The 23393-nt window shown below is 70.4% G+C and carries 18 protein-coding genes and 2 tRNA genes; 8 read left to right on the top strand and 12 right to left on the bottom strand.

Annotated features, from left to right (window positions below):
- The first annotated feature begins 8 nt into the window (after window positions 1-8).
- Window positions 9-1358, top strand: a complete 1350-nt coding sequence (locus DEJ48_RS25945) for a glycosyltransferase (RefSeq protein WP_150218661.1) — start codon at window positions 9-11, stop codon at window positions 1356-1358.
- Window positions 1359-1436: 78 nt separating this feature from the next.
- On the opposite strand, the gene DEJ48_RS25940 is transcribed toward DEJ48_RS25945, so the two are convergent.
- Window positions 1437-4061 carry a valine--tRNA ligase gene (locus DEJ48_RS25940; RefSeq protein WP_150218660.1) on the bottom strand — a complete coding sequence of 875 codons (2625 nt, stop codon included), beginning with the start codon at window positions 4059-4061 and terminating at the stop codon, window positions 1437-1439.
- A 136-nt stretch (window positions 4062-4197) separates the two neighbouring features.
- Here DEJ48_RS25940 and DEJ48_RS25935 point away from each other — a divergent pair, with 136 nt between their 5' ends.
- The 3 genes from DEJ48_RS25935 (at window position 4198) to DEJ48_RS25925 (ending at window position 7576) form a co-directional block, all read left to right on the top strand.
- The gene (locus DEJ48_RS25935) at window positions 4198-5208 is read left to right on the top strand and encodes a hypothetical protein (protein WP_150218659.1); all 1011 of its coding nucleotides are present in this window, start codon (window positions 4198-4200) and stop codon (window positions 5206-5208) included.
- Between the two features lie 184 nt (window positions 5209-5392).
- A complete protein-coding gene (locus tag DEJ48_RS25930) occupies window positions 5393-6427 on the top strand; it encodes a hypothetical protein (protein ID WP_150218658.1) in 1035 nt (344 codons plus the stop codon).
- Window positions 6428-6550: 123 nt separating this feature from the next.
- Window positions 6551-7576, top strand: coding sequence for a hypothetical protein (locus DEJ48_RS25925; RefSeq protein ID WP_150218657.1), 1026 nt, complete (start codon window positions 6551-6553; stop codon window positions 7574-7576).
- An 81-nt stretch (window positions 7577-7657) separates the two neighbouring features.
- Here the strand turns inward: DEJ48_RS25925 and clpX are convergent, their stop codons facing one another.
- The 5 genes from clpX to DEJ48_RS25900 all read right to left on the bottom strand — a co-directional run bounded on the left by clpX (window position 7658) and on the right by DEJ48_RS25900 (window position 12480).
- Window positions 7658-8944 (bottom strand): ATP-dependent Clp protease ATP-binding subunit ClpX, encoded by a 1287-nt coding sequence (gene clpX / locus DEJ48_RS25920; protein WP_150184111.1) that lies wholly within the window; start codon window positions 8942-8944, stop codon window positions 7658-7660.
- A 167-nt stretch (window positions 8945-9111) separates the two neighbouring features.
- The gene (locus DEJ48_RS25915) at window positions 9112-9807 is read right to left on the bottom strand and encodes an ATP-dependent Clp protease proteolytic subunit (RefSeq protein ID WP_150218656.1); all 696 of its coding nucleotides are present in this window, start codon (window positions 9805-9807) and stop codon (window positions 9112-9114) included.
- A 61-nt stretch (window positions 9808-9868) separates the two neighbouring features.
- Window positions 9869-10474 carry an ATP-dependent Clp protease proteolytic subunit gene (locus tag DEJ48_RS25910; protein WP_190538051.1) on the bottom strand — a complete coding sequence of 202 codons (606 nt, stop codon included), beginning with the start codon at window positions 10472-10474 and terminating at the stop codon, window positions 9869-9871.
- 426 nt (window positions 10475-10900) lie between these two features.
- The gene (gene tig, locus DEJ48_RS25905; RefSeq protein WP_150218654.1) at window positions 10901-12277 is read right to left on the bottom strand and encodes a trigger factor; all 1377 of its coding nucleotides are present in this window, start codon (window positions 12275-12277) and stop codon (window positions 10901-10903) included.
- A gap of 126 nt (window positions 12278-12403) precedes the next feature.
- Window positions 12404-12480 (bottom strand) — tRNA-Pro (locus DEJ48_RS25900).
- Between the two features lie 143 nt (window positions 12481-12623).
- Here DEJ48_RS25900 and DEJ48_RS25895 point away from each other — a divergent pair.
- Window positions 12624-12694: transfer RNA gene (locus DEJ48_RS25895), tRNA-Gly, on the top strand.
- Between the two features lie 54 nt (window positions 12695-12748).
- Here DEJ48_RS25895 and DEJ48_RS25890 read toward each other — a convergent pair.
- Window positions 12749-12943: a hypothetical protein gene (locus DEJ48_RS25890; RefSeq protein WP_055570088.1), complete on the bottom strand. Its 195-nt coding sequence runs from the start codon at window positions 12941-12943 to the stop codon at window positions 12749-12751.
- A gap of 553 nt (window positions 12944-13496) precedes the next feature.
- Between DEJ48_RS25890 and DEJ48_RS25885 the strand changes: the two genes are divergently transcribed.
- The gene (locus DEJ48_RS25885) at window positions 13497-14705 is read left to right on the top strand and encodes an acyltransferase family protein (RefSeq protein WP_150218653.1); all 1209 of its coding nucleotides are present in this window, start codon (window positions 13497-13499) and stop codon (window positions 14703-14705) included.
- Window positions 14706-14723: 18 nt separating this feature from the next.
- On the opposite strand, the gene DEJ48_RS25880 is transcribed toward DEJ48_RS25885, so the two are convergent.
- The 3 genes from DEJ48_RS25880 to DEJ48_RS25870 are packed head-to-tail and all read right to left on the bottom strand — an operon-like array spanning window position 14724 to window position 18504.
- On the bottom strand, window positions 14724-15203 hold the full coding sequence (locus tag DEJ48_RS25880; protein WP_150218652.1) for an HD domain-containing protein: 480 nt from the start codon (window positions 15201-15203) through the stop codon (window positions 14724-14726).
- Complete coding sequence (locus DEJ48_RS25875) at window positions 15200-17656, bottom strand: FtsX-like permease family protein (protein WP_150218651.1); 2457 nt, start codon at window positions 17654-17656, stop codon at window positions 15200-15202. The genes DEJ48_RS25880 and DEJ48_RS25875 overlap by 4 nt, the downstream gene beginning before the upstream one ends.
- A complete protein-coding gene (locus DEJ48_RS25870; protein ID WP_190537581.1) occupies window positions 17656-18504 on the bottom strand; it encodes an ABC transporter ATP-binding protein in 849 nt (282 codons plus the stop codon). Before DEJ48_RS25870 ends, DEJ48_RS25875 begins: the two co-directional genes overlap by 1 nt.
- 253 nt (window positions 18505-18757) lie before the next feature.
- Between DEJ48_RS25870 and DEJ48_RS25865 the strand changes: the two genes are divergently transcribed.
- The gene (locus DEJ48_RS25865) at window positions 18758-19969 is read left to right on the top strand and encodes a cation:proton antiporter (protein WP_150218650.1); all 1212 of its coding nucleotides are present in this window, start codon (window positions 18758-18760) and stop codon (window positions 19967-19969) included.
- On the opposite strand, the gene DEJ48_RS25860 is transcribed toward DEJ48_RS25865, so the two are convergent.
- Complete coding sequence (locus tag DEJ48_RS25860; RefSeq protein WP_150218649.1) at window positions 19926-21071, bottom strand: PP2C family protein-serine/threonine phosphatase; 1146 nt, start codon at window positions 21069-21071, stop codon at window positions 19926-19928. The genes DEJ48_RS25865 and DEJ48_RS25860 overlap by 44 nt on opposite strands.
- 162 nt (window positions 21072-21233) lie before the next feature.
- Between DEJ48_RS25860 and DEJ48_RS25855 the strand changes: the two genes are divergently transcribed.
- Window positions 21234-22463: a GNAT family N-acetyltransferase gene (locus tag DEJ48_RS25855; RefSeq protein WP_150218648.1), complete on the top strand. Its 1230-nt coding sequence runs from the start codon at window positions 21234-21236 to the stop codon at window positions 22461-22463.
- 16 nt (window positions 22464-22479) lie between these two features.
- On the opposite strand, the gene DEJ48_RS25850 is transcribed toward DEJ48_RS25855, so the two are convergent.
- Complete coding sequence (locus DEJ48_RS25850; protein ID WP_150218647.1) at window positions 22480-23304, bottom strand: Fpg/Nei family DNA glycosylase; 825 nt, start codon at window positions 23302-23304, stop codon at window positions 22480-22482.
- Between the last annotated feature and the right edge of the window lie 89 nt (window positions 23305-23393).

Here is a 23393-nt window from a genome sequence, read left to right as displayed (position 1 = left end):
GGACCCTCATGCTCTTTCCCGAACAGTTTCTCTTCCTCTTTCCCTTCGCCCTGCTCGGCTGCTTCCTCCTCTACTGGGCGGGCGCCCGGTACTCGTACCTGCGCAGGCCCGGCAACGAGAGCGGCGACCCCGACGCCTTCGCCTGGCACTTCTTCGTGCCGTGCCGCGACGAGGAGACCGTCGTGGGAGCCACCGTGACCCGGTTGCGCGGCGACTTTCCCGCCGCTCACGTGTGGGTCGTCGACGACGCGAGTGACGACCGGACCGCTTCCGTCGTCGCCGCGCTCGCCGAGGACGACGTCCGCGTTCACCTGGTCTCGCGGCGCAGGCCCGACGCCCGGGTCGGGAAGGGGGCCGCCCTCAACGCCGCCTACGCCGAGCTCGACGACTTCCTGCCCGCCGACGCCGACCGCTCCAGGGTCGTCGTGTGTGTCGTGGACGCCGACGGGCACCTCGCGCCGGACGCGCTCGCCGCCGTCAGCGGGCCCGGCGGTTTCGGCGACCCCGAGATGGGCGGCGTACAGGTCAGTGTGCGGATGCGGAACGTGGACGAGCCGCGGCCGCTGCCCGGCCGGGGGCGGATCCTCAACGCCGGCGCCCGGCTCCTCGTCCGTATGCAGGACATGGAGTTCGCCGTCTCCAACGCGGGCATGCAGCTGCTGCGCGCCCGCACCGGATCCGTCGGCCTCGGCGGCAACGGCCAGTTCACCCGGCTCACCGCGCTCGACCGGATCGCCGCGGCCGAACGCCGCCCCTGGCAGCGCGACGCCCTCCTGGAGGACTACGAGCTGGGCCTGCACATGATCCTCGGCGGCTACCGCGTGACCCACATCGCCGACACGTACGTCTCGCAGGAAGGCCTGCCACACGCCCGCCGCTTCCTGACACAGCGCACCCGTTGGGCGCAGGGCAACCTGCAGTGCGTGCGGTACGCGCCCCGCATCGTCGGCTCGCGCCACTACTCGGGCCGCGGCGTCGTGGAGACCCTCTACACCTTCATGCAGCCCCTCGCACACGTCGCGAGCCTCGTGCTCACCGTGTTCCTCGTCGCCGCCCTCGTCCTCGGGCACTCCCCGCTGGACTCCGCGCTCGGCGTGTGGCCGCTGGTGCTCGTGCTGTGCCTGCTGTCCGTGCTGCCGTTCGCCCTGTGGGGGCCGGTCTACCGGCGGGACTTCGCTCCCGGACGTTCCTGGTTCGCGGGGCTGCTGTGGGGGCTCGCGCTGTGGCTGTACGCGTACCACGTCTTCGTCGTCTCGGCCCGCGGGCTCCTGCGCGCACTGCGCGGGAGGAACGGCTGGGCCAAGACGCGGCGCAACGCCGAGGCCGTGGGCGTGGGGCCGGTCGCCACGGAGGCGTAGGACGGGGAGAGTGCGCGAGGGCCCCGGACCGTATCTCCGTACGGTCCGGGGCCCTCGTCCACGTTCACCTGCGCGGCGTCACGCCGCAGGCAGCGCCTCCAGCTGCGCCTGCAGCCGCGCGATGTCCGCCTCCGCCTTGCTGAGGCGGCCGCGGATCTTGTCGACCACGTTGTCCGGCGCCTTCGCCAGGAACGCCTCGTTGCCCAGCTTCGCCTCGGCCTGCGCCTTCTCCTTCTCGGCGGCGGCCAGGTCCTTGGCGAGGCGCTTGCGCTCCGCCGCGATGTCGATCGTGCCCGACAGGTCGAGCGCGACCGTGGCGCCCGAGACCGGCAGCGTCGCCGTCGCCGTGAACGCGTCGCCCTCCGGCTGGAGGCGCAGCAGCTGGCGGATGGCGGCCTCGTGCGGGGCGAGCGCCGTGCCGTCCAGGGTCAGGCGGGCCGGGACCTTCTGGCCCGGCTGGAGGCCCTGGTCGGCGCGGAAGCGGCGGACCTCGGTGATGACCTGCTGGAGCGTCTCGATCTCGCGCTCGGCGGCCGTGTCGCGGAAGCCGCTGTCCGAGGGCCAGTCGGCGACGACGAGCGACTCGCCGCCGGTCAGCGCCGTCCAGAGCGTCTCTGTCACGAACGGGACGATCGGGTGGAGCAGCCGCAGCGTGACGTCGAGGACCTCGCCGAGGACGCGGGCCGAGACCTTCGCACCGTCGCCGCCCGCCATGAACGTCGTCTTGGACAGCTCGACGTACCAGTCGAAGACCTCGTCCCACGCGAAGTGGAAGAGGGCGTCCGAGAGCTTGGCGAACTGGAAGTCGTCGTAGAGCGCGTCGACTTCGGCCACCGTCGCGTTGAGGCGGGAGAGCACCCAGCGGTCCGTGGCCGACATCTCGTCGACCGGCGGCAGGTCGCCCTCGATCGTGGCGCCGTTCATCATCGCGAAGCGCGTGGCGTTCCAGATCTTGTTGGCGAAGTTGCGCGAGCCCTGGACCCAGTCCTCGCCGATCGGCACGTCGGTGCCGGGGTTGGCGCCGCGGGCGAGGGTGAAGCGGAGGGCGTCCGAGCCGTACTTGTCCATCCAGTCCAGCGGGTTGACCGCGTTGCCGAAGGACTTCGACATCTTCTTGCCGAACTGGTCGCGAACCATGCCGTGCAGCACGATCGTGTGGAACGGCGGGGTGCCGTCCATCGCGTACAGGCCGAACATCATCATCCGGGCGACCCAGAAGAAGAGGATGTCGTAGCCGGTGACCAGGACGGAGTTCGGGTAGAACTTCGCGAGCGAGTCGGTCTGCTCGGGCCAGCCGAGCGTGGAGAACGGCCACAGGCCGGAGGAGAACCACGTGTCGAGCACGTCGTTGTCCTGCGTCCAGCCCTCGCCGGTCGGGGCCTCGTCGTCGGGTCCGACGCAGACGACCTCGCCGTTCGGGCCGTACCAGACGGGGATGCGGTGGCCCCACCAGAGCTGGCGCGAGATGCACCAGTCGTGGAGGTTGTCGACCCAGTCGAAGTACCGCTTCTCCATCTCCTGCGGGTGGATCTTGACCTTGCCGTCGCGGACCGCGTCACCGGCAGCCTTGGCGAGCGGGCCGACCTTGACCCACCACTGCATCGACAGACGCGGCTCGATCGTGGTCTTGCAGCGCGAGCAGTGGCCGACGGAGTGCGTGTACGGGCGCTTCTCGGCGACGATGCGGCCCTCGGCGCGCAGCGCGCCGACGATCGCGGAGCGGGCCTCCAGGCGGTCCAGGCCCTGGAAGGGGCCGGGAACCGTGATGACGGCGTGCTCGTCCATGACCGCGATGTTCGGCAGGTCGTGGCGCTGGCCGATCTCGAAGTCGTTCGGGTCGTGCGCCGGGGTCACCTTGACGGCGCCGGTGCCGAACTCGGGGTCGACGTGCTCGTCGGCGACGACGGGGATCGTGCGGTCGGTCAGCGGCAGCTTGATCTGCTTGCCGACCAGGTGCTTGTACCGCTCGTCCTCGGGGTGGACCGCGACGGCGGTGTCACCGAGCATCGTCTCGGCGCGGGTGGTGGCGACGACCAGCGTCTCGTCCCCCTCGCCGTACTTGATGGAGACCAGCTCGCCGTCGTCGTCCTGGTACTCGACCTCGATGTCCGAGATCGCCGTCAGACAGCGCGGGCACCAGTTGATGATGCGCTCGGCGCGGTAGATCAGCTCGTCGTCGTAGAGCTTCTTGAAGATGGTCTGGACGGCCTGGGAGAGGCCCTCGTCCATGGTGAAGCGCTCGCGCTCCCAGTCCACGCCGTCGCCGAGGCGGCGCATCTGGCCGGAGATCTGGCCGCCGGACTCGCCCTTCCACTGCCAGACGCGCTCGATGAACGCCTCGCGCCCGAGGTCGTGGCGGGACTTGCCCTCCTTGGCGAGCTCGCGCTCCACGACGTTCTGGGTGGCGATGCCCGCGTGGTCCATGCCGGGCTGCCAGAGCGTCTCGTGGCCCTGCATGCGCTTGCGGCGGGTGAGGGCGTCGATGAGCGTGTGCTCGAAGGCGTGGCCCAGGTGGAGGGCGCCCGTGACGTTCGGCGGGGGGATGACGACGGTGTACGGGGGCTTCTCGCTCTTCTCGTCGGCGGAGAAGTAACCGCGTTCTACCCAGCGCTCGTACAGCGGCCCCTCTACCTCGGCCGGCGCGTACTGGGTCGGCAGTTCGGGAGTGGTCGCTGGAGGCTGCTGCTGAGCGTTCTCGGTCACGCGGCCAGTTTAGAGGGGTGACGGAGCGGTCCCGAAACCGGAATGTTCGACATCGCTTGCGGCCGGGGGGTCCGGGGGGCCGGGATTTCGTTCAGGATGTCCGGGACACATCAGAATCCGGAGGGGACCCCACGTAATGAGCTACAACGAACCGGGCCCGTACGGGGGCCAACAGCCCCAGCAACCGGGGCCGTACGGGGGTCAGCCTCCGCAGCAGCCGGGACCCTACGGGGGTCAGCCGCAGCAGCCGGGTCCCTATGGCGGTCAGCCTCCGCAGCAGCCCGGCCCGTACCGGGGCCAGCCGCAGCAGCAGCCGAATCCCTACGGGCAACCCCCTCAGCAGCAGCCCCAGCCCGGCTACGGGTTCCCGCCGCAGGCGCCCCCGCCCCAGGGTGGCTACAGCCAGCCGCAGCAGCCCGGCCCCTACGGGCAGGCCCCCTACCCGGAGCCGCCGCAGGGCGGCGGTGGCAAGAAGAAGACCGGGCTCGTGATCGGTGGGGTCGCCGTGGTCGCGGCCGCCGCCGTCGGCGCGTACTTCGTCTTCGCGGGCGGCGACAGCGGATCGTCGGTCGCGGACGACGGCCCGCACAAGCTGGTGGCGCCGGCCTCCGTGGGCAAGTACGAGAAGGGCGACGAGGGGGGCGCTCCCGACGACGGCCCGCTCGGCTCCGGCGACAAGAAGAACGCCGAGGAGATCGGCATCGAGAACCCGACGAATGTGTCGGCCGCGTACGAGTTCGGTGAAGCCCTCAAGGGGAAGCAGATGAGCTTCCAGGGCATGTACGGCGAGATCGCGGACCCGGAGAAGGCCATCGACGACGGCTTCGCCAAGGCCGACGAGAACGCGAAGAAGGAGTCGGCCGAGGAGACCGGCGACTCGAAGGAGGAGTTCGCCCTCGTCGGCAGCCCCGAGTCCGTGGAACCCGACGGACTCGACGGCGCGATCATGAAGTGCCAGAGCGCGAGCATCGCGGACGACGGCAAGGAAACGAAGCTGCCGATCTGCATATGGGCTGACCACAGCACCTACGGCATCGTTTTCGGCATGGACGTGGCCGCGCTGATGAAGGGCAGTGGCGGCATGGCCACGGACGAGGTCGCGTCCTTCGCCGCCGACCTGCGCAAGGCCGCGCGCGTGAAGGCGTAACGAGCGGGCGCGGAGCACGAGGGGGGAGGGCCCGGGCCGGATGATCCGCCCCGGGTCCTTCGTACGTCCGTCCTCTGGAACAGCCCTTCAACAACTCCGCATCGATCTCGTCCGGCTGCCCAACCCCGTGCGCCCATCCGCCAGGATGTTCGGAACACGTAAGCATTGGGAGGGAACCCCAGCAATGAGCTACAACCAGCCGGGCCCGTACGGCGGGCAGCAGCCCCAGCAGCCCGGGCCGTACGGCCAGCAGCCGCAGCAGCCCGGCCCCTACGGCCAGCCGCCGCAGGCGCCCCAGCCCGGCTACGGGTACCCCCCGCAGGCCCCTCAGCAGGCTCCCCAGCAGGGCGGCTACGGCCAGCCCCAGCCGCCGGGCCCCTACGGGCAGCAGCCCCAGCCCCCGTACGGCCAGCAGCCCCAGGCCCCCTACGGCCAGGTGCCGCCCCCGCCCCCGAGTGGCGGCGGCAAGAAGAAGACCGGCCTGATCATCGCGGCCGTCGCCGTGGTCGCGGCGGCAGCGGTCGGCGGGTACTTCGTCCTCGCGGGCGGCGACGACGAAAAGGGCGGCAAGAACGGCGGCTCCTCGAACGTGGCCGGCGGGGGCGGCGACTCCGGCATCAAGGACGACGGGCCGCACAAGCTGACGACGCCGTCGCTCGTCCTGGGCGACTACAAGAAGGACGAGGCCCGCTCCGGCGGCCTGAACAGCATCGACCTCGACAAGGCCGAGGCGGCCGGGGTGAAGAACCCCAAGGACGTGCAGGCCCAGTACCAGTCGGGCAGCAAGGACAACCCGATGGCGCAGAAGGTGCTGACCTTCGGCGGTGTCTACGGCGACATAGCGGACCCCGAGGGCGTCGTGGACCACATGTTCACGAACGCCAAGGAGAAGAACGAGGCGGGCGGCGCCGACGGCCAGACCGTCACGCTGGTCGGCGAGCCCAAGGAGTACAAGCCGGACGGGCTCGACGGCGCCGTCCTGAAGTGCCAGGAGATGAGGGTCGACCTGGGCGCGGGCGCGGGCACCTCCGGCTCCACGGCGGGGTCCGGCGGTTCCAGCAAGATGTCCGCGGCGACCTGCATCTGGGGCGACCACAGCACCCTCGGCTACGTCGTCACCACGGACGTCGCCAGCGCGCTGTCCGGCACGGCCGTCGACCTCGACGAGTCGGCGGGCACCACGGCCAAGTTCCGCGGCGAAGTCCGCGTGAAGATCTGACATCCGGCACCTGTCGGGCTTCTCGGGGCCCTTGGGTGTCCACGCAGCAGGGCCCGGTCATACGGCCGGGCCCTGTTGCGTCAGGATGTCGGCAACACCTGAGCGTTTTCGGAGGGGAACCCCATGAGCTACAACCAGCCGGGCCCGTACGGCGGGCAGCAGCCCCAGCAGCCCGGGCCGTACGGTCAGCCGCCGCAGCAGCCCGGCCCCTACGGCCAGCCGCCGCAGGCGCCCCAGCCCGGCTACGGGTACCCCCAGCAGGCGCCCCCGCCGCCGCAGCCCCAGCCGGGTTACGGCTATCCGCAGCAGGCTCCTCAGCAGGGCGGCTACAGCCAGCCCCAGCAACCCGGCCCCTACGGGCAGTTCCCCCCGCAGGGCCCGTACGGGCAGCAGCCCCAGGCCCCCTACGGGCAGGTCCCGCCCCCGCCTCCCGGTGGCGGCAACGGCAAGAAGACCGGCCTGATCATCGCCGCCGTCGCCGTGGTCGCCGCAGCGGCCGTCGGCGGCTACTTCGTCTTCGCGGGCGGCGACGACGACAAGGGCGGCAAGAACGGCGGCTCCTCGAACGTGGCGGACGGCGGCATCAAGGACGACGGCCCGCACACGCTGACAACGCCTCCCACGATCCTCAACGAGTACGACAAGAGCGACGACATGGACGGCGGCTTCAACTCCAGCGACCTGGCGGCCGTCGAGAAGGCCGGCGTGAAGGACCCGCAGGACATCGACGCCGGCTACCAGTCGGGGGACGAGAGCAACCCGCTCGCGCAGAAGGCCCTCCAGTTCATGGGCGTCTACGGCGAGATCGAGAATCCGGCCCCCGTCGTCGACGCCGTCTTCGCGAAGATCAAGAAGGACTCCGGGAACAACAGCTCGGACACGGGCAAGCTCGTCGGCAGCCCCAAGGACTTCAGCACGAAGGACACCATCCTCAAGTGCCAGGAGTCCGTGATGGAGAACAGCAACGGCGGCGGCACGTCCTCGGGCCCCAAGGAGATCCGCATGCCGGTCTGCGTCTGGGGCGACCACAGCACGATCGGCGTCGTGGTGCCCCTCGCGGTCGCCGACGCCATGGCGGGCAAGGTCTCCCTGGACGATGCCTCTGACACCACGCTCCGCGCCCGCAAGGCCCTCCGCGTCAAGGCCTGACGCGACGGCCCGCACCACCGCGACGAAAAGGGGCGCCCGGCGATCGAAATCGCCGGGCGCCCCTTCGCGCGTATGTGCTGCCTACGCGGACTTCTGCTCCCCCGCACCGCCACCGCGCGCGTCGCGCGGCACCAGCGTCGGGTTGACGTTCGAGCGGACGACGTCCGCCGTGATGACGACGCGGGCCACGTCCTTGCGGGACGGCACCTCGTACATCACCGACTGGAGGACTTCCTCCATGATGGCGCGCAGGCCGCGCGCGCCGGTCTGCCGCAGGATCGCCTGGTCCGCGATGGCCTCCAGGGCCTCACGCTCGAACTCCAGCTCCACACCGTCGAGTTCGAACAGGCGCTGGTACTGCTTCACCAGCGCGTTGCGCGGCTCGACGAGGATCTGGAGCAGGGCCTCGCGGTCGAGGTTGTGGACCGAGGTGATCACGGGGAGGCGGCCGATGAACTCGGGGATCATCCCGAACTTCACCAGGTCCTCCGGCATGATGTCCTCGAACTGGTCCTTCTCCTCCATCTCGCGCTTCGAGCGGATGGTGGCGCCGAAGCCGATGCCCTTCGCGCCCGCCCGCGACTCGATGATCTTCTCGAGGCCGGCGAAGGCGCCGCCCACGATGAAGAGCACGTTCGTCGTGTCGATCTGGATGAACTCCTGGTGCGGGTGCTTGCGGCCGCCCTGCGGGGGCACCGACGCCGTCGTGCCCTCCAGGATCTTCAGGAGCGCCTGCTGGACGCCCTCGCCGCTGACATCGCGCGTGATCGAGGGGTTCTCGCTCTTGCGGGCCACCTTGTCGATCTCGTCGATGTAGATGATCCCGGTCTCGGCCTTCTTGACGTCGTAGTCGGCCGCCTGGATCAGCTTCAGGAGGATGTTCTCGACGTCCTCGCCGACATAGCCCGCCTCCGTCAGCGCCGTCGCGTCCGCGATGGCGAACGGAACGTTCAGCATCCGCGCGAGTGTCTGCGCGAGGAGCGTCTTGCCGGAGCCGGTCGGGCCGAGCAGCAGGATGTTGGACTTCGCGAGTTCGATCGCGTCGTCACGGCCCTGCGCGCCGCCGTTCTCGCCTGCCTGGACCCGCTTGTAGTGGTTGTACACCGCTACCGAGAGGGCCTTCTTCGCGGGCTCCTGGCCCACGACGTAGCCCTCAAGGAATTCGTAGATCTCGCGAGGCTTGGGGAGTTCCTCCCAGCGCACCTCGCTCGTCTCCGCGAGCTCTTCCTCGATGATCTCGTTACAGAGGTCGATGCACTCGTCGCAGATGTACACACCGGGGCCTGCGATGAGCTTCTTGACCTGCTTCTGACTCTTTCCGCAGAACGAGCACTTGAGCAGATCGCCGCCGTCACCGATGCGTGCCACGAGGTGCTTCCCCTTCGCCTGGGAGACGCCACGTTCAGCGGCTCCTGGTGCCTCATATCCGACGGTACCTTGCCGGGACCCCCGTTCGGGCCCCCCTTGGCACGGTTCGCTTCGACGTGAGTCGTACGCAAACCATGCCAAGGAGCGGCAGATGCTACAGCTCTGCGTCAGGCGACCGAGGAATTGTTCATCTTCCGGGTGGAGATGATCTGGTCGACCAGGCCGTACGAGAGCGCGTCCTCGGCCGTGAGGATCTTGTCGCGCTCGATGTCGTCGCGGATCTTCTCGATCGGCGTCGTGGAGTGCTTGGCCAGCATCTCCTCCAGCTGCGAACGCATCCGGAGGATCTCGTTGGCGGCGATCTCCAGGTCGGAGACCTGGCCGCGGCCGGTCTCGCTGTAGGGCTGGTGGATCAGGACGCGCGCGTTCGGGAGCGCCATGCGCTTGCCCGGCGTACCGGCCGCGAGGAGCACGGCGGCGGCGGACGCGGCCTGGCCCATGCAGACGGTCTGCACGTCGGGCTTCACGAACTGCATCGTGTCGTAGATCGCCGTGAGGGCGGTGAAGGAACCACCCGGGCTGTTGATGTAGATCGAGATGTCGCGGTCCGGGTCCATCGACTCCAGGCACAGGAGCTGCGCCATGACGTCGTTGGCGGAGGCGTCGTCGATCTGCACGCCGAGGAAGATCACGCGCTCCTCGAAGAGCTTCGCGTACGGGTCGTACTCACGCACGCCCTGCGAGGTGCGCTCGACGAAGCGCGGAATCACGTAACGCGACTCGGCGCCGGTGCCGGTGAACTCGGCCTGGCCGCTCTCGGCCAGTGCACGGTCGTAGAGGCCGCGACCGGGAAAGTTGTTCATCTCTGGTTCTCCTGAGAAGCGAGGGGCTTAGGTGTCGGCTGCGGGGCGCTGAGCACGGGGCTCAGGCTCCGGTGCCGCCCCCGCCCGGCATGCCTGCGGCGCTGGACATGATGTCGTCGATGAGGCCGTACTCCTTGGCCTCCTGCGGGTCGAACCAGCGGTCGCGGTCCGAGTCGCGCGTGACCTGCTCCACGGTCTGGCCGGTGTGGTGCGCCGTGAGCTCGGCCATCTTCTTCTTGGTCAGCAGCAGCCGCTCGGCGTGGATCTTGATGTCCGACGCGGAGCCCGCGAGACCCGCGGACGGCTGGTGGATCAGGATCTCGGCGTTCGGCAGCGCGAAGCGCTTGCCGGGCGTGCCCGCGCTGAGCAGGAACTGGCCCATGGAGGCGGCCATGCCCATCGCGATCGTCACCACGTCGTTCTTGATGTACTGCATGGTGTCGTAGATCGCCATGCCGGCCGTGATCGAGCCGCCGGGGCTGTTGATGTAGAGGTAGATGTCCTTGTCCGGGTCGGAGGCAAGGAGCAGCAGCTGTGCGGTGATCTTGTTGGCAATGTCGTCGTCGACCGGCTGGCCGAGGAAGATGATCCGCTCGCCGAGCAGCCGGTTGTAGACCTGGTCGCCGAGGCCACCACCGATGGAGGGGTCGCCGGCGGCGGAGGGCATCAGATTCGTCACGTATCCACCTGCTCGTCTTACGACGGCGCCGGGCCGTCTCACGTCTTCAGCTGGGGCCTGGGGCACCCGCGTGCGGAGCCGCTCCGGGGCGGCTCCGGGGACTCCCCTGCCCTCGTATTCATGGACCCTAACGCGCGGGGTCCCTCCGGGAATCCCGGAGACGGAACTGTTCGCTGTGAGCGCAGGTTCTGGCGGGGCGCCTCGAACGGTGCCGGTCGTGCCCCGTAAGGGGCGCGGGGAACCGCGCGGCCAGCGCCCGCCGGGCCGCAGGCGCGTCTGCCGCGGCAGGGGCCCATGGCGGGTGCGGCTGGTACCTGGTTGCTCGCGCAGTTCCCCGAGCCCCTGAACGGCACCGGGGCCCCCGGGACCGTTAAGTCCTGGGAGCCCCGATCTACGTTCAGCCGAGCGCAGCGATCACGCCTCGGTCTTCTCCTCGGCGGCGTCGGAGGTCGCCTCGACGGTCTCGGCCGTCTCGTCCTCGTCGTCCTCGAGGTCGACGACCTCACCGTTCGTGTCCTTGACCGTCGCCGCCTCGACGACGACCGCGAGGGCCTTGCCGCGGGCGACCTCGCCGACGAGCATCGGGACCTGGCCGCCCTCGACGACGGCCTGGGCGAACTGGTCGGGGGACATGCCGGAGGACTGCGCGCGACGCATGAGGTGCTCGGTGAGCTCCTCCTGGTTCACGTTCAGCTTCTCCTTGTTGACGAGCTCGTCGAGGACGAACTGCGTCTTGATGCCCTTCTCGGCCTGCTCCTTGGTCTCGGCGTCGAACTCCTCGCGGGACTTGCCCTGGATCTCCAGGTACTTGTCCAGGTCGAGGCCCATCTGGCCGAGCTGGTGGTGCTCGAGGTTGTGCGTGCGGGTCTGGATCTCGTCCGCGAGGAGCTTCTCGGGGACGGGGACCTCGACCAGCTCGAGCAGCTTCTCCAGGACGCGCTCCTGGGCCTGCGTCGCCTGGTCGTACTGCTTCATGTTCTCGAGGCGCTTGCGGCTGTCGGCCTTCAGCTCGTCGAGGGTGTCGAACTCGGAGGCGAGCTGCGCGAAGTCGTCGTCCAGGGACGGCAGTTCACGGGCGGCGACCTGGGTGACCTTGACGGTGACCTCGGACTCCTTGCCGGCGGCCGAGCCGCCCTTGAGCTCGGAGGTGAAGGTGGCCTCGCCACCGGCCTCCAGGCCCTTCACGGCGTCGTCGATGCCCTCGAGGAGCTCGCCGGAACCGATCGTGTAGGAGACGCCGGACGCGACGCCGTCCTCCAGGACCTCGCCCTCGACCTTGGCCTCCAGGTCGATCGTCACGACGTCGCCGTCCTCGGCGGCACGCTCGACCGGCGAGGTGGAGGCGAAGCGCTCGCGCAGCTCCTCCACGGCCTTGTCGACGTCCTCGTCGCTGACCTCGATCGCGTCGACCTCGACCTCGATGCCGGAGTAGTCCGGGATCTCGATCGCGGGACGGATGTCGACCTCAGCGGTGAAGTTGAGGGTCTCGTTGTCCTTCAGCTCGGTGATGTCCACCTCGGGCTGGCCCAGGACGTTGAGCTCGGCCTCGTTGACGGCCTCGGTGTAGAACTTCGGGAGCGCGTCGTTGACGGCCTCTTCGAGGACGGCGCCACGGCCGAACCGCTGGTCGATGACGCGGGCCGGGATCTTGCCCTTGCGGAAGCCCTTCACCGTGACCTGCTGGTTGATCTTCTTGTAGGCCGCGTCGAGGCTGTCCTTGAGCTCCTCGAAGGGCACCTCAACAGTGAGCCGAACCCGGGTCGGGTTCAGGGTCTCCACGGCGCTCTTCACGGTTCGGTCTCCTTGGGGCTGACTTCTTGGGATTCTGCCCGGCTCAGAGACACACGGGCACACAGCTTGCATAGTAACGGCAAGCAGGAGCCGAGCCACAATGCGATCTTGTGAGGGGGATTTCGGTGGTCGGGGTGGCGGGATTTGAACCCACGGCCTTCCGCTCCCAAAGCGGACGCGCTACCAAGCTGCGCCACACCCCGTCGGTGCGACACGTAGGGTACATGCCCGCAGGCAGTGCGGCTCCCGGTCGAACGGGGCCGGTTCCGGGGGGTGGGTGCGGCGAGGGGCCGGGCTCCGCTACGATGCCTGTCGTGCCGCGGCTTCCGCTCGTGGCGCGAACTGTGCGGGCGTAGCTCAATGGTAGAGCCCTAGTCTTCCAAACTAGCTACGCGGGTTCGATTCCCGTCGCCCGCTCTCACACGGAAACCCCAGGCCGGGACGGCCTGGGGTTTCCGCGTTCCCGGCCGTTCAGAAGCTGATCGAGTTGATCGTCTCCGCCACTTCGTTCAGGAAACGGTTTATGGAAGGCGCCATACCCGTGGAGGCGAGGAAGAAGCCGAAGAGCACCGCGACGATCGCGGGCCCCGCTTTGAGCGACCCCCCGCGGATCAGCACCACGAGGATGATCGCCAACAGCAGTACCACTGACAGCGAAATGGCCACACTGATCACACCCTAGGTCGGTCGCTCTCCCGGCCCGGGGGGTACGACCCCGCACACCCCCGCCACGGACCATCGTGCCACCAACAGGCCTCCTCTATGCGGCCGGTGACGCAACGTCGGCCCACACCTGTCGGCCCTCGCCCGCAAGGGCGCCCAGGGGGCGCATGGGCAGCGCACCGTCGTACAGCATTTCGAGTATCGGAAGTCATCGGAATTCGACGTGATCGTTGCCACCGCCACACACGACGTTCGCAGGAAATTCGAATTGTCACGGAGGGCACATCCGGCAGGCGCCGAGAGAGCGCGTTATGCACCATTTAAACCGGATGAGTAGTGACGTAACGGACAGAACCAGTCGCGAACCATCACATCTCTTTGTCGACCATCGGGATTAACCGACGTGATTGCAGGAGATTGAGTCGAGAGAAGTGACGGGGGTTTTACGAATACACGGGGGCGACGCTAGGGTGCCTCAGATGTTCCACGCTGCCACCATCCCCGTAGGCGCAGTGCGGTCCCGGGTCGTCTCGCCGAGCTCTTGGTGGGAGGGCCTGTGACCAACTCGGTGCACCCGCACGGACGCCACCGGGCGCCCCTCCCACCGGCCCAGGTGCCGGCGGCCGGAGTCCCCACTCCCCGCGCCCCCCACCCGCCCCCGCAGGCCGCCCCCACCGCTCCCCCCACCCCGGCAGGCCGCAGCACCGCCCAGAGCGGGCCGAAGCCCGCCAAGCAGCGCGACGCGTTCTTCGACAACGCCAAGTACCTGGCGATCGTCCTCGTGGCGATGGCCCACGCATGGGAACCGCTGACCGATCACAGTCGTACCGCCGAAGCGCTGTACATGACCGTCTACACCTTCCACATGCCGGCCTTCATCGTGATCTCCGGCTACTTCTCGCGCAGTTTCGACATGCGGGCCGACCGCCTCAAGCGGCTCGTGACCGGTGTCGGCGTGCCGTACGTCCTCTTCGAGATCGCGTACACCCTCTTCAAGCGCTGGGCGGACGACGATCCCGGCCAGCCCATCAGCCTGCTCGACCCCTGGTACCTCACCTGGTTCCTGGTCGCGCTCTTCGTGTGGCGGCTCACCGTGCCGCTGTGGAAGATCGTGCGCTGGCCGGTGCCGCTCGCACTGGCCATCGCCACGCTCGCCGTGATCTCACCCGACATCGGCGACGACCTCGACCTGCAGCGCGTCCTGCAGTTCCTGCCGTTCTTCGTGCTCGGCCTCTTCATGAAGCCCGAGTACTTCCAGCTGGTGCGCCGCCGCGAGGTGCGTCTGCTGTCGATCCCGGTCTTCGCCAGCGCGCTGCTCCTCGCGTACTGGGCGGCTCCCCGGATGACGTCGGCCTGGTTCTACCGCCGGGACAGCGCCCAGGAGCTGGGTGCCCCGTGGTGGGCCGGTGTCGTGATGACACTGGCGCTCTTCGGCTGCTCCGTCGTCCTGACCGCCTGCTTCTTCGCATGGGTGCCGCGCCGCAAGATGTGGTTCACGGTCCTCGGTGCCGGCACGCTGTACGGCTACCTGCTGCACGGCTTCCTCGCCAAGGGCTCCCGCTTCTGGGGCTGGTTCGACACCTACGACTGGCTGCACCAGCCGCTCGGCGAGATCTTCGTGTCGGTGGTCGCCGCGAGCGTGGTCACCGCGTTGTGCACGCCACCGGTGCAGCGGATGTTCCGGTTCGCGATGGAGCCCAAGATGGAGTGGGCCTTCAAGCGGGACGCGGCACAACTCGCCCGCGAGCGGGCCAAGTCGACGTAACGAGAGCTCCCGCGAGAGCTACGGGACCGGGTGCTCCCCGAATCCCAGCAGGGCGCGCATGGTGGCGTACTTCGCCGTCAGGCGCGCCCTTGTCGTTGCGTCGAGCACCGCGAGGCGGGCCGGGTCCGCGTTGTGCGCCAGGTCCGCCTCCTTCACGAGGCGGGCGCCGGGGGTGGCGAGGATGCGTGCGGCGTACGCCTCCGGGGGCTCGCCCGCGCGTTTGGTGAGGGCCAGGACGACGTCCTTGGTGCGCCGGGTCAGCGGGGCGTCGGCGAGCCACCGCTCCGACAGGGCGTCGTCCTCGACGGAGTCGTGCAGCCAGGCGGCCGCGATCTGCTCGTCGTCGCCGCCCCGCCGCCGCACTCCCTCGGCCACGGCCTCGAGGTGTTCGGCGTAGGGGCGGCCCGCCTTGTCCGTCTGGCCGGCGTGGGCCTCGCGGGCGAGGGCCTCGACCTCGGGCAGGGACAGCGTCTCGGGGTTCTGGCCTGCGGGCGTCATGCCGCCGACCTTAGAGCGTGTCTCGCCGGGATCGTCGCGGAGGCGAGGCCCATGATCAGGACCGCGCCCACGAAGGAGCCGTACACCAGCGGCGGGACGTACGGGGACTCGCCGGTCAGGCCCTTCATCATCGGGACGAGCGTGGCGAACGCGATGGCCGAGCCGATGACGATGCCCGCGCAGGCCACGAGCAGCGCCTCCCAGCGGATCATCCGCAGCACCTGGCGGCGCGTGGAGCCGATCAGGCGCAGCGTGCCGAGTTCGCGGCGGCGGTCCAGGACCGTCATGACCAGGGTGTTGATCGCGGCGATGGCCGCGAAGCCGCCGAGTACGGCCGCCATCGTGGTGTTGGCCCAGGCGTTGAGTTCGTTGTCCATGGACCGTGCGGTGGCGTAGCCGTCGCGGTCCTGGAGGGTGCCGAGTCCGGAGAGCGCCTGCGCGGAGCCGCCGCTGGTCCAGATCTCGGTGGCGAAGGCCGAGGTGACGTGCTGCTTCAGGTCGGCGGCGGGCATGGTCACCTGGGAGAGGCCGAGGCCCCTGCCGTACGTGGCGACGACGGTCGGCGAGGCCTTGGTGCCGTCGGGCAGGCGGATGGCGAGGCGGTCGCCGGTCTGCACGTGGGCGGAGTCGGCCAGGGCGGCGTCGACGGCGATCTGGCCCTTGCCGAGCTTGAGGGCGCCCGTCTCGACCTTCAGGTCCTGGACCTTCGCGAACCCGGCGGCCGTGCCCGTGACGCCCTGCGCGGACACGGACTCCAGCCAGCGGTCGCCGCCCGAGCCGACCGGCACGAGCACGGAGGACTTGAGCAGGCCGACGGCGGCGGTGACGCCCTTGGCATCGGCGGCCTTCGCCAGCGTCCCCGGGGCGAGGCCTCCGTCGGAGGTGACGATGTGATCGGCGGTGATGCCCGCGCGCTGCTGGTCGGCGGCGACCCGCTCCTCGCTGGTGTGCATGAAGACGAGGACGGAGGAGAAGGCCATGGCGAGCACGATCGGGGTGATCGCGGAGGCCAGACGGCGGGCGTTGGAGCGGGAGTTGGCGGCGGCAAGGGAGGCGGACGCGCCGGCGCCGCGCAGCGGGAGGCCGAACAGGGCGGCGCAGCCGCGGGCCACGAGCGGGCCGAGCAGGGCGACGGCGAGCATGAAGAGCATGACGACGCCGAGGGCCGCGTTCGCCGCGTCGTCGCCGGTGTTGCTCGCGGCGAACCCGGCGAAGATCGTGCCGCCGACGGCGGCGGCGATGCCCAGCGGCGTGCGGATCCAGCCGAGCGGCATCCGCTCCACGGCGGCTTCGCCGAGCGCCTGGCCCGGCTTGATGCGGGAGGGGCGGCGGGCGGCCAGGTAACCGGCACCGAGCGCGGTGAGGACGGCGACACCGGCGGCGCTGACGAGCGGGATGAAGGAGACGGACAGCTCGACGCCCTCGGGGATCGCGCCCTTCTCCTTCAGCTGCCCGAACCACCAGTGGGCCAGGGCGAGTCCGGGCAGCAGGCCGACGGCCGCGGCGGCGGGGGCGACGAGCAGGGCCTCGGTGGCGATGGTGCGGCGGATCTGGCGGGGGGTGGTGCCGATGGCGCGCAGCAGGGCGTATTCGCGGGCGCGCTGGCCGACGGAGAGGGCTACGGTGCCCGCGGCGGTGAAGACGGCGGTGAGGGCGGCGATGCCGCCGAAGGAGCCGCCGAGGCCGGTGAGCATCTCCTTGGCGTAGGCGAGCGAGGAGCCTTCGGCTTCGCTGCGGTCGTCGCCGGTGTGGACCTCGGCCTTGTCGCCGAGTGCGTGCGCGACACGGGACTTGAGGGTGTCGGCGGTGACGCCCTTGTCGGGCAGGACGGCGATGGCGTCGACGCGTCCGGGGTGGCCGGAGACGCGGACGGCCTCGGAGTCGGCGAACCAGGCGGTGGGGGCTGTGTTCCCGGTGCGTACGGTGCCGGAGACGCGGAAGTCGCGCGGGCCGTCCGCGGTGGTGAGGGTGGTGCGGTCGCCGACGGAGGCGCCCGGGGCGGCGAGGACGACCTCGCCGGGGTGCGGGGCGCGTCCCGCGGTCAGCTGCTCGCCGGTGAAGGCGGTGGAGCCCCAGCCGTGGGCGGTGACGTCCTTGTCGCCGGACTTGACGGGGAAGGTGACGTCGGGGACGGCGGTGCGGGCGCCGGGCACCGAGGCGGCCTCGGCGACCAGGGAGTCGTCGACGCGGGCCTGGTCGGGCAGGGGTGTGTCGGACTCGGACTTGCTGTCGCCGCTGCCGGTGACGAAGTGGACGGACTGGTTCGAGGCGGCGACGACGGGGGCGTCCGCGTACCGCTCGGGCGGTACGGAGGCGCGCAGCCCCGTCTCCAGGAGGATGCCGCAGGCGGCCACGATCAGCGAGGCCATCATCAGGGCGACGAAGGTGCCGACGAAGGCGGCGGGTTTGAAGCGGACCGCCGCGCGGGCCAGGCCGTTGGGGACGTACGCCATTACGCGGCCACCCCCGCGTAGGCGGCGGGCGCGGTCAGGGCGGTCATGCGGGCGGCGATCTGCGCGGCGGAGGCGCGCTCCAGGCGGTCGACGATCGAGCCGTCGGCGAGGAAGAGGACGCGGTCGGCGTGGGCGGCGGCCGCCGGGTCGTGAGTGACCATGACGACGGTGGCGCCGAGGCTGTCGACGGCGGAGCGCAGCAGGCCGAGGATCTCGGTCGCGGTGGTGGTGTCGAGGGCGCCGGTCGGCTCGTCGGCGAAGATCACGTCGGGCTGGGTGATCAGGGCGCGGGCGATGGCGACGCGCTGCTGCTGGCCGCCGGAGAGCTGGCCGGGGCGGCGGCGTCCCTTGTCGCCGAGGCCGACGCGGGTGAGCATCTCGGCGGCCTTGCGGCGGTCGGGGCGGTGGCCCGCGAGGCGCATGGGCAGGACGACGTTCTGCTCGACGGTGAGCGACGGCAGCAGGTTGAAGGCCTGGAAGACGAAGCCGAGGCGGGTGCGGCGCAGGGCGGTGAGCTTGTTCTCGCTCATGCCGGTGATCTCGGTGCCGCCGAGGCGGACGGTGCCGCCGCTCGGCCGGTCGAGGCCGGCGGCGCACTGCAGGAAGGTCGACTTGCCGGAGCCGGAGGGTCCCATGACGGCGGTGAAGCTGCCGCGGGGCAGGGCGAGGTCGATGCCGGCGAGGGCGTGGACGGCGCCGGAGCCGCGGCCGTACTGACGGCGGACGCCGCGCAGTTCCACGGCCCAGTCACCGGGTGTCCCGCCGGGGACGGCCCGGTCGTCGATCGCCCCGCCGAGAACGCGGACGTCCTCCTCGACGACTCGGTTCTTCTTCCGCCGCAGCCCCATGTCCCTGCCACCTCTCCGTACGAATTCGACCTCTTGAACGTACGGAGACGGGGGTGGTGTGGACCATGAGGGCGGCTGGCGAACCGGGGGTGGGGAGAACCCCACCAAGTGCGTTCAGGGACACCGAACCGATCGTTTGGTAACCTAAGTATTGACGCGTTCTTGACGCTTCCTTTGCCATTCTCATTTGTTCCCCTCTTGCCACCCCTATGTGAGGAACGGGCCCATCGGACACGCAGACACCTTGATAGCCATGGGCGGCGCCTTTCTCGCCGCCGCCGTCCTCGCCCGCCTCGGCGGCCGCATCGGACTCCCCACCATCCCGCTCTTCATCCTGGCCGGGATCCTCCTCGGCCCCCACACCCCCGGCGTGGTCCTGGTCTCCGACCCCCACGACCTGGAAATGCTCTCGGCGCTCGGCCTGGTCCTGCTGCTCTTCTACCTCGGCCTCGAGTTCCACATGGACGACCTCAAGACCGGCGGCCGCAAGATGGCCGTCGCCGGAGGCACCTATCTCGCCCTGAACGTCGGCGCCGGCCTGGGCTTCGGATTCGCGCTCGGCTGGGGCACCTCCGAAGCGCTGGTCCTCGCCGGAGTGCTCGGCATCTCCTCATCGGCGATCGTCACCAAAGTCCTCGTCGACACCGGCAGGCTCGGCAACCCCGAGACGAAGCCGATCCTCGGCATCATCGTGGTCGAGGACATCTTCCTGGCCCTCTACCTCGCGGCGCTGCAGCCCATCCTGTCCGGCGCGGACAGCCTGGCCGCCGCCGTGATGGACGGCGGCAAGGCCTTCGGCTTCCTGCTCCTGCTGGCCCTCGCGGCCCGGTTCGGCACCAGGCTCGTCGGCCGCCTCATGGACACCCGGGACGACGAACTCCTCGTCATCTCCTTCCTCGGCGTCGCCGTCTTCGTCGCCGGAGTCTCCGAATGGTTCGGCGTCGCCGACGCGATCGGCGCGTTCATGGTCGGCCTGATGCTCGGCAGCACGGCCTCCGGCGACCGCATCCGCACCCTGGTCCACCCGCTGCGGGACGCCTTCGGCGCGATCTTCTTCTTCGCCTTCGGCCTCTCCATCGACCCCGGCGACCTCCCGGTCGTGCTCTGGCCGGTCCTCGCGGCGGTCGCGGTCACCCTCCTGATGAACGTCCTGGCCGGACTCGGCGCGGCACGCGTGTACGGCTTCGGCGCGGGCCCCGCGGCGAACATCTCCACGACCCTCCTCGCCCGCGGCGAGTTCGCCCTGATCCTCGCCACGATGGCAGCGGGCGCGGGCCTCGACGAACGCCTCTCCCCCTTCATCGCGGGGTACGTGCTGTTGCTGGCGGTCCTCGGGCCTCTGGCCGCGGGACGCTCGGACTGGCTGGCGCGGGTGCTGCCGGGCGGCGGAAGCGGCGACGGCCACGGAGGTGGCCCGAGCGTCACGCCTCCCGGCAGATCAGCAGCAGAGCCCTGTCGTCGTTGACGTCCTTCGCCACGGCCTCGATGAGGTGCCAGGCCGCTCCGTGGAAGCCTCCTGCCACGTAGCGGTCGGCCTCGCCCGTGAGGCGGTCCATTCCCTCGGCGATGTCGCGGTCGGAGGTCTCGACGAGGCCGTCGGTGAAGAGCATCAGGACGTCGCCGGGGCGCAGGACGCCTTTGACGGGGTCGAACTGGGCGCCGTCGTAGACGCCGAGGAGCGGGCCCTGGCCGGTCTTCTCCTCCCAGCGGCCGCTGCCCGCGCTGAGCTGGAGGCCCGGCGGGTGGCCCGCGGAGAAGAGTTCGTAGTCGCCGGTCTCCAGGTCGAGGACCAGGTGGATGGAGGTCGCGAAGCCCTCGTCCCAGTCCTGGCGGAGGAGGTAGCCGTTGGCAGCCGGCAGGAAGGCGTGCGGGGGCAGGGAGCCGAGCAGGCCGCCGAAGGCTCCGGACAACAGCAGCGCGCGGGAACCGGCGTCCATGCCCTTGCCGGAGACGTCGGTGAGGACGGCCTCCAGGGTGCGGCCGCCGTTCGTGCGGGCCGCGACCACGAAGTCGCCGGAGAAGGACTGGCCGCCGGCCGGGCGCAGCGCCATCTCGCGGTGCCAGCCGCGCGGCAGTTTCGGCAGCTTGCTCTGGACGCGGATGCGTTCGCGCAGGTCGAAGAGCATGGTGCCGCCGCCGCGCCAGGGCACGCCGACCCGGCTGCGGAACTGGGCGATGAGGAGTCCGAAGAAGCCGCAGGCGGCGACCACGAGGACCGTGCCGGGCGTGACGCGGGCGGCGCCCTCCGTGTACGGCCCGAGCCGGACGGACTCCACGATCAGGGCCACCGCCGATGCGGCGTAGAGGCCGAGCAGGCTGGCGGGGCGCAGCAGCAGGCCGCCGGCGACGATCGGGAGGACCAGCGCGGACGGCGAGAACCACTCGTTGTTGATGATCGTGCAGGTCGTGATGACCGGGATGGTCAGGAGCAGACCGGCCAGGGCGACCCAGTCGGAGCCGTCGCCGCGGAAGTAGTCGACCCCGGATTTGCGCAGCACGATGCGGGCCCGGTGCAGTCTCTTCTTCATCCGGGCCGTGAACGTGTCGGCTTCCGCTCGTACCTCCATTGCTCGTGGACCTTATCCAGCGGGCCGCGTACTTCGCACGGGAGGTCCCGGTTGTCCCCCGTCAGAGGCATGCGGAGTGCGGTCGGTCACGGGGTCACGGCGGGGGCACGGACGGGGAAAAAGCCGTCGCATCGGGCGGTACCGCACTGGTAGGCATGGCATATGACGACAGACGTGCGGGTGCTCGGGAAGGCCGACTGGGACGCGTGGTACGCGACATTGGAGCTCGCGTTCGGCGGGGTCGCCGAGTCGGAGGAGGAACGTGAGCTCTGGCGCGCGCTCACCGAGCACGACCGGTCGATCGGCGTGTGGGACGGGGGCGCGTGCGTGGGGACGGCGGGGGCGTTCTCCTTCCGCATGGCCGTTCCCGGCGGTGCGCTGGTGGAGACGGCGGGCGTCACGATGGTCGGCGTCGCGGCCACACACCGGCGGCGCGGCATCCTGACGTCGATGATGCGACGGCAGCTGGACGACGTCCGCGCGTGGGGCGAGCCGCTGGCCGTGCTCACCGCGTCCGAGCCGGTCATCTACGGCCGGTTCGGGTACGGCGCGGCGACCCGGCACATGAAGGCCGACATCGACACGACGCGGGTGTCGCTGTCCGTGCCCGCCGGGACGGACGACGTACATCTTCGGTACGTTCGGCCCGCCGACGTCCACGAGGCCTGCGAGGCCCTGTACGCACGGCGCGTGACGGAGCGTCCGGGCATGACGGCCCGGCAGCCGGGCTGGGAGCGGCTCGCGCTGCTCGACCCGCAGAGCGAGCGCAACGGCGCGTCGCCGTTGCAGTGCGTGGTCGCCGAGCGGGCGGGCGAACTCGTCGGGTACGCGCGGTTCGCGGTGAAGCCCGAGTGGGACTGGCAGGGGCCGAAGGGTTCGGTGCAGGTGCAGGACGTCGAGGGCGTGGACCCGGCGGCGTACGCGGCGCTGTGGCGCTTCCTGTTCGAGATCGACCTGACGTCGTCGGTCGTCGTCCGCAACCGTCCGGTCGACGACGCGCTGCTGCAGCTGGTCTCCGACATCCGCCGCTGCCAGGTCACGGTGCGGGACTCGCTGTACGTGCGGCTCGTCGAGGTGGGCGCGGCCCTGGAGGCGCGGACGTACCAGACGCCGCTGGACGTGGTGTTCGAGGTCGAGGACGCCTTCTGTCCCTGGAACGAGGGCCGTTGGCGCCTCACCGGCGACGCGAAGGGCGCGTCGTGCGAGCGCACGGCCGACGCGGCCGACCTCTCCTTGTCGGTACGTGAACTGGGCGCCGCCTACCTCGGCGGTGCGTCCCTCACCTCGCTGGCGGCCGCGGACCGGGTCCGGGAGCTGCGCAGGGGCGCGCTGGCCGAGGCGTCGGTGGCCTTCGGGTCCGATGTGGCGCCCTGGCTGCCGCACGGCTTCTGAGTTCTGGCCGGGGGCTTCAGGCGGGGCGCTGGCAGGTGGGGCACCAGAAGAGGTTGCGGGCCGCCAGGTCCGCGGTGCGGATGTCGCCGCCGCAGAGGTGACAGGGCATGTTCGCCCTGCGGTAGACGTACACCTCGCCGCCGTGGTCGTCGACGCGCGGCGGGCGCCCCATCGCCTCCGGGGTGTGCTCGGGCCTGACGGTGTCGATGCGGTTGAGGCGTACGCCCTCGTGCATCAGGTCGACGAGGTCCGCCCAGATCGCGGTCCACTGCGCCTCGGTGACGTCCTTGCCCGGGGTGTACGGGTCGATGCCGTGCCGGAAGAGGACCTCCGCGCGGTAGACGTTGCCGACGCCCGCGATGACCTTCTGGTCCATGAGGAGCGCGGCGATCGTGGTGCGGCTGCGCGAGATGCGGGCGTAGGCCCTCGCCGGGTCGTTGTCCGGGGCGTCCGCGGGGCGCAGCGGGTCGGGGCCCAGCCGGTCGTGTATCGCCCGCTTCTCCTCGTCCGTGATGAGGGCGCAGGTGGTGGGGCCGCGGAGGTCGGAGTGGTACGCGTCGTTCAGGAGCCGCAGGCGGACGGTGTCCGTGGGGGGCGGCGCGGGGGTCTCCCCCAGCGTGTACTTGCCGAAGAGCCCGAGGTGGATGTGGATCCAGCCGGTGTCGGCGAAGCCGAGGAAGAGGTGCTTGCCGTGGGCCTCGGCGGTCTCCATCACCCGGCCGGTGAGGAGGGCGGCGCTGTCGCCGAACTTGCCCTGCGGGCTGCGGACCGTCGCCGGGCGTCCGGCGAACCTGGCGAGGTGGTCCTGGGCCAGCCGATGAATGGTGTGCCCCTCCGGCACGGGGTCCCTCCGGGGGTGGTGCGGGTCAAATCGCCTTGAGGGCTCGTCCTCAAACGCCGGACGGGCTGACAGATCCCCGGCACGGGGAA

Source organism: Streptomyces venezuelae (assembly GCF_008642315.1).
Classification (GTDB): Bacteria; Actinomycetota; Actinomycetes; order Streptomycetales; family Streptomycetaceae; genus Streptomyces; species Streptomyces venezuelae_D.
The sequence above is the reverse complement of the archived record's forward strand: the minus strand, read 5'-3'. Positions and strand labels throughout refer to the sequence as shown.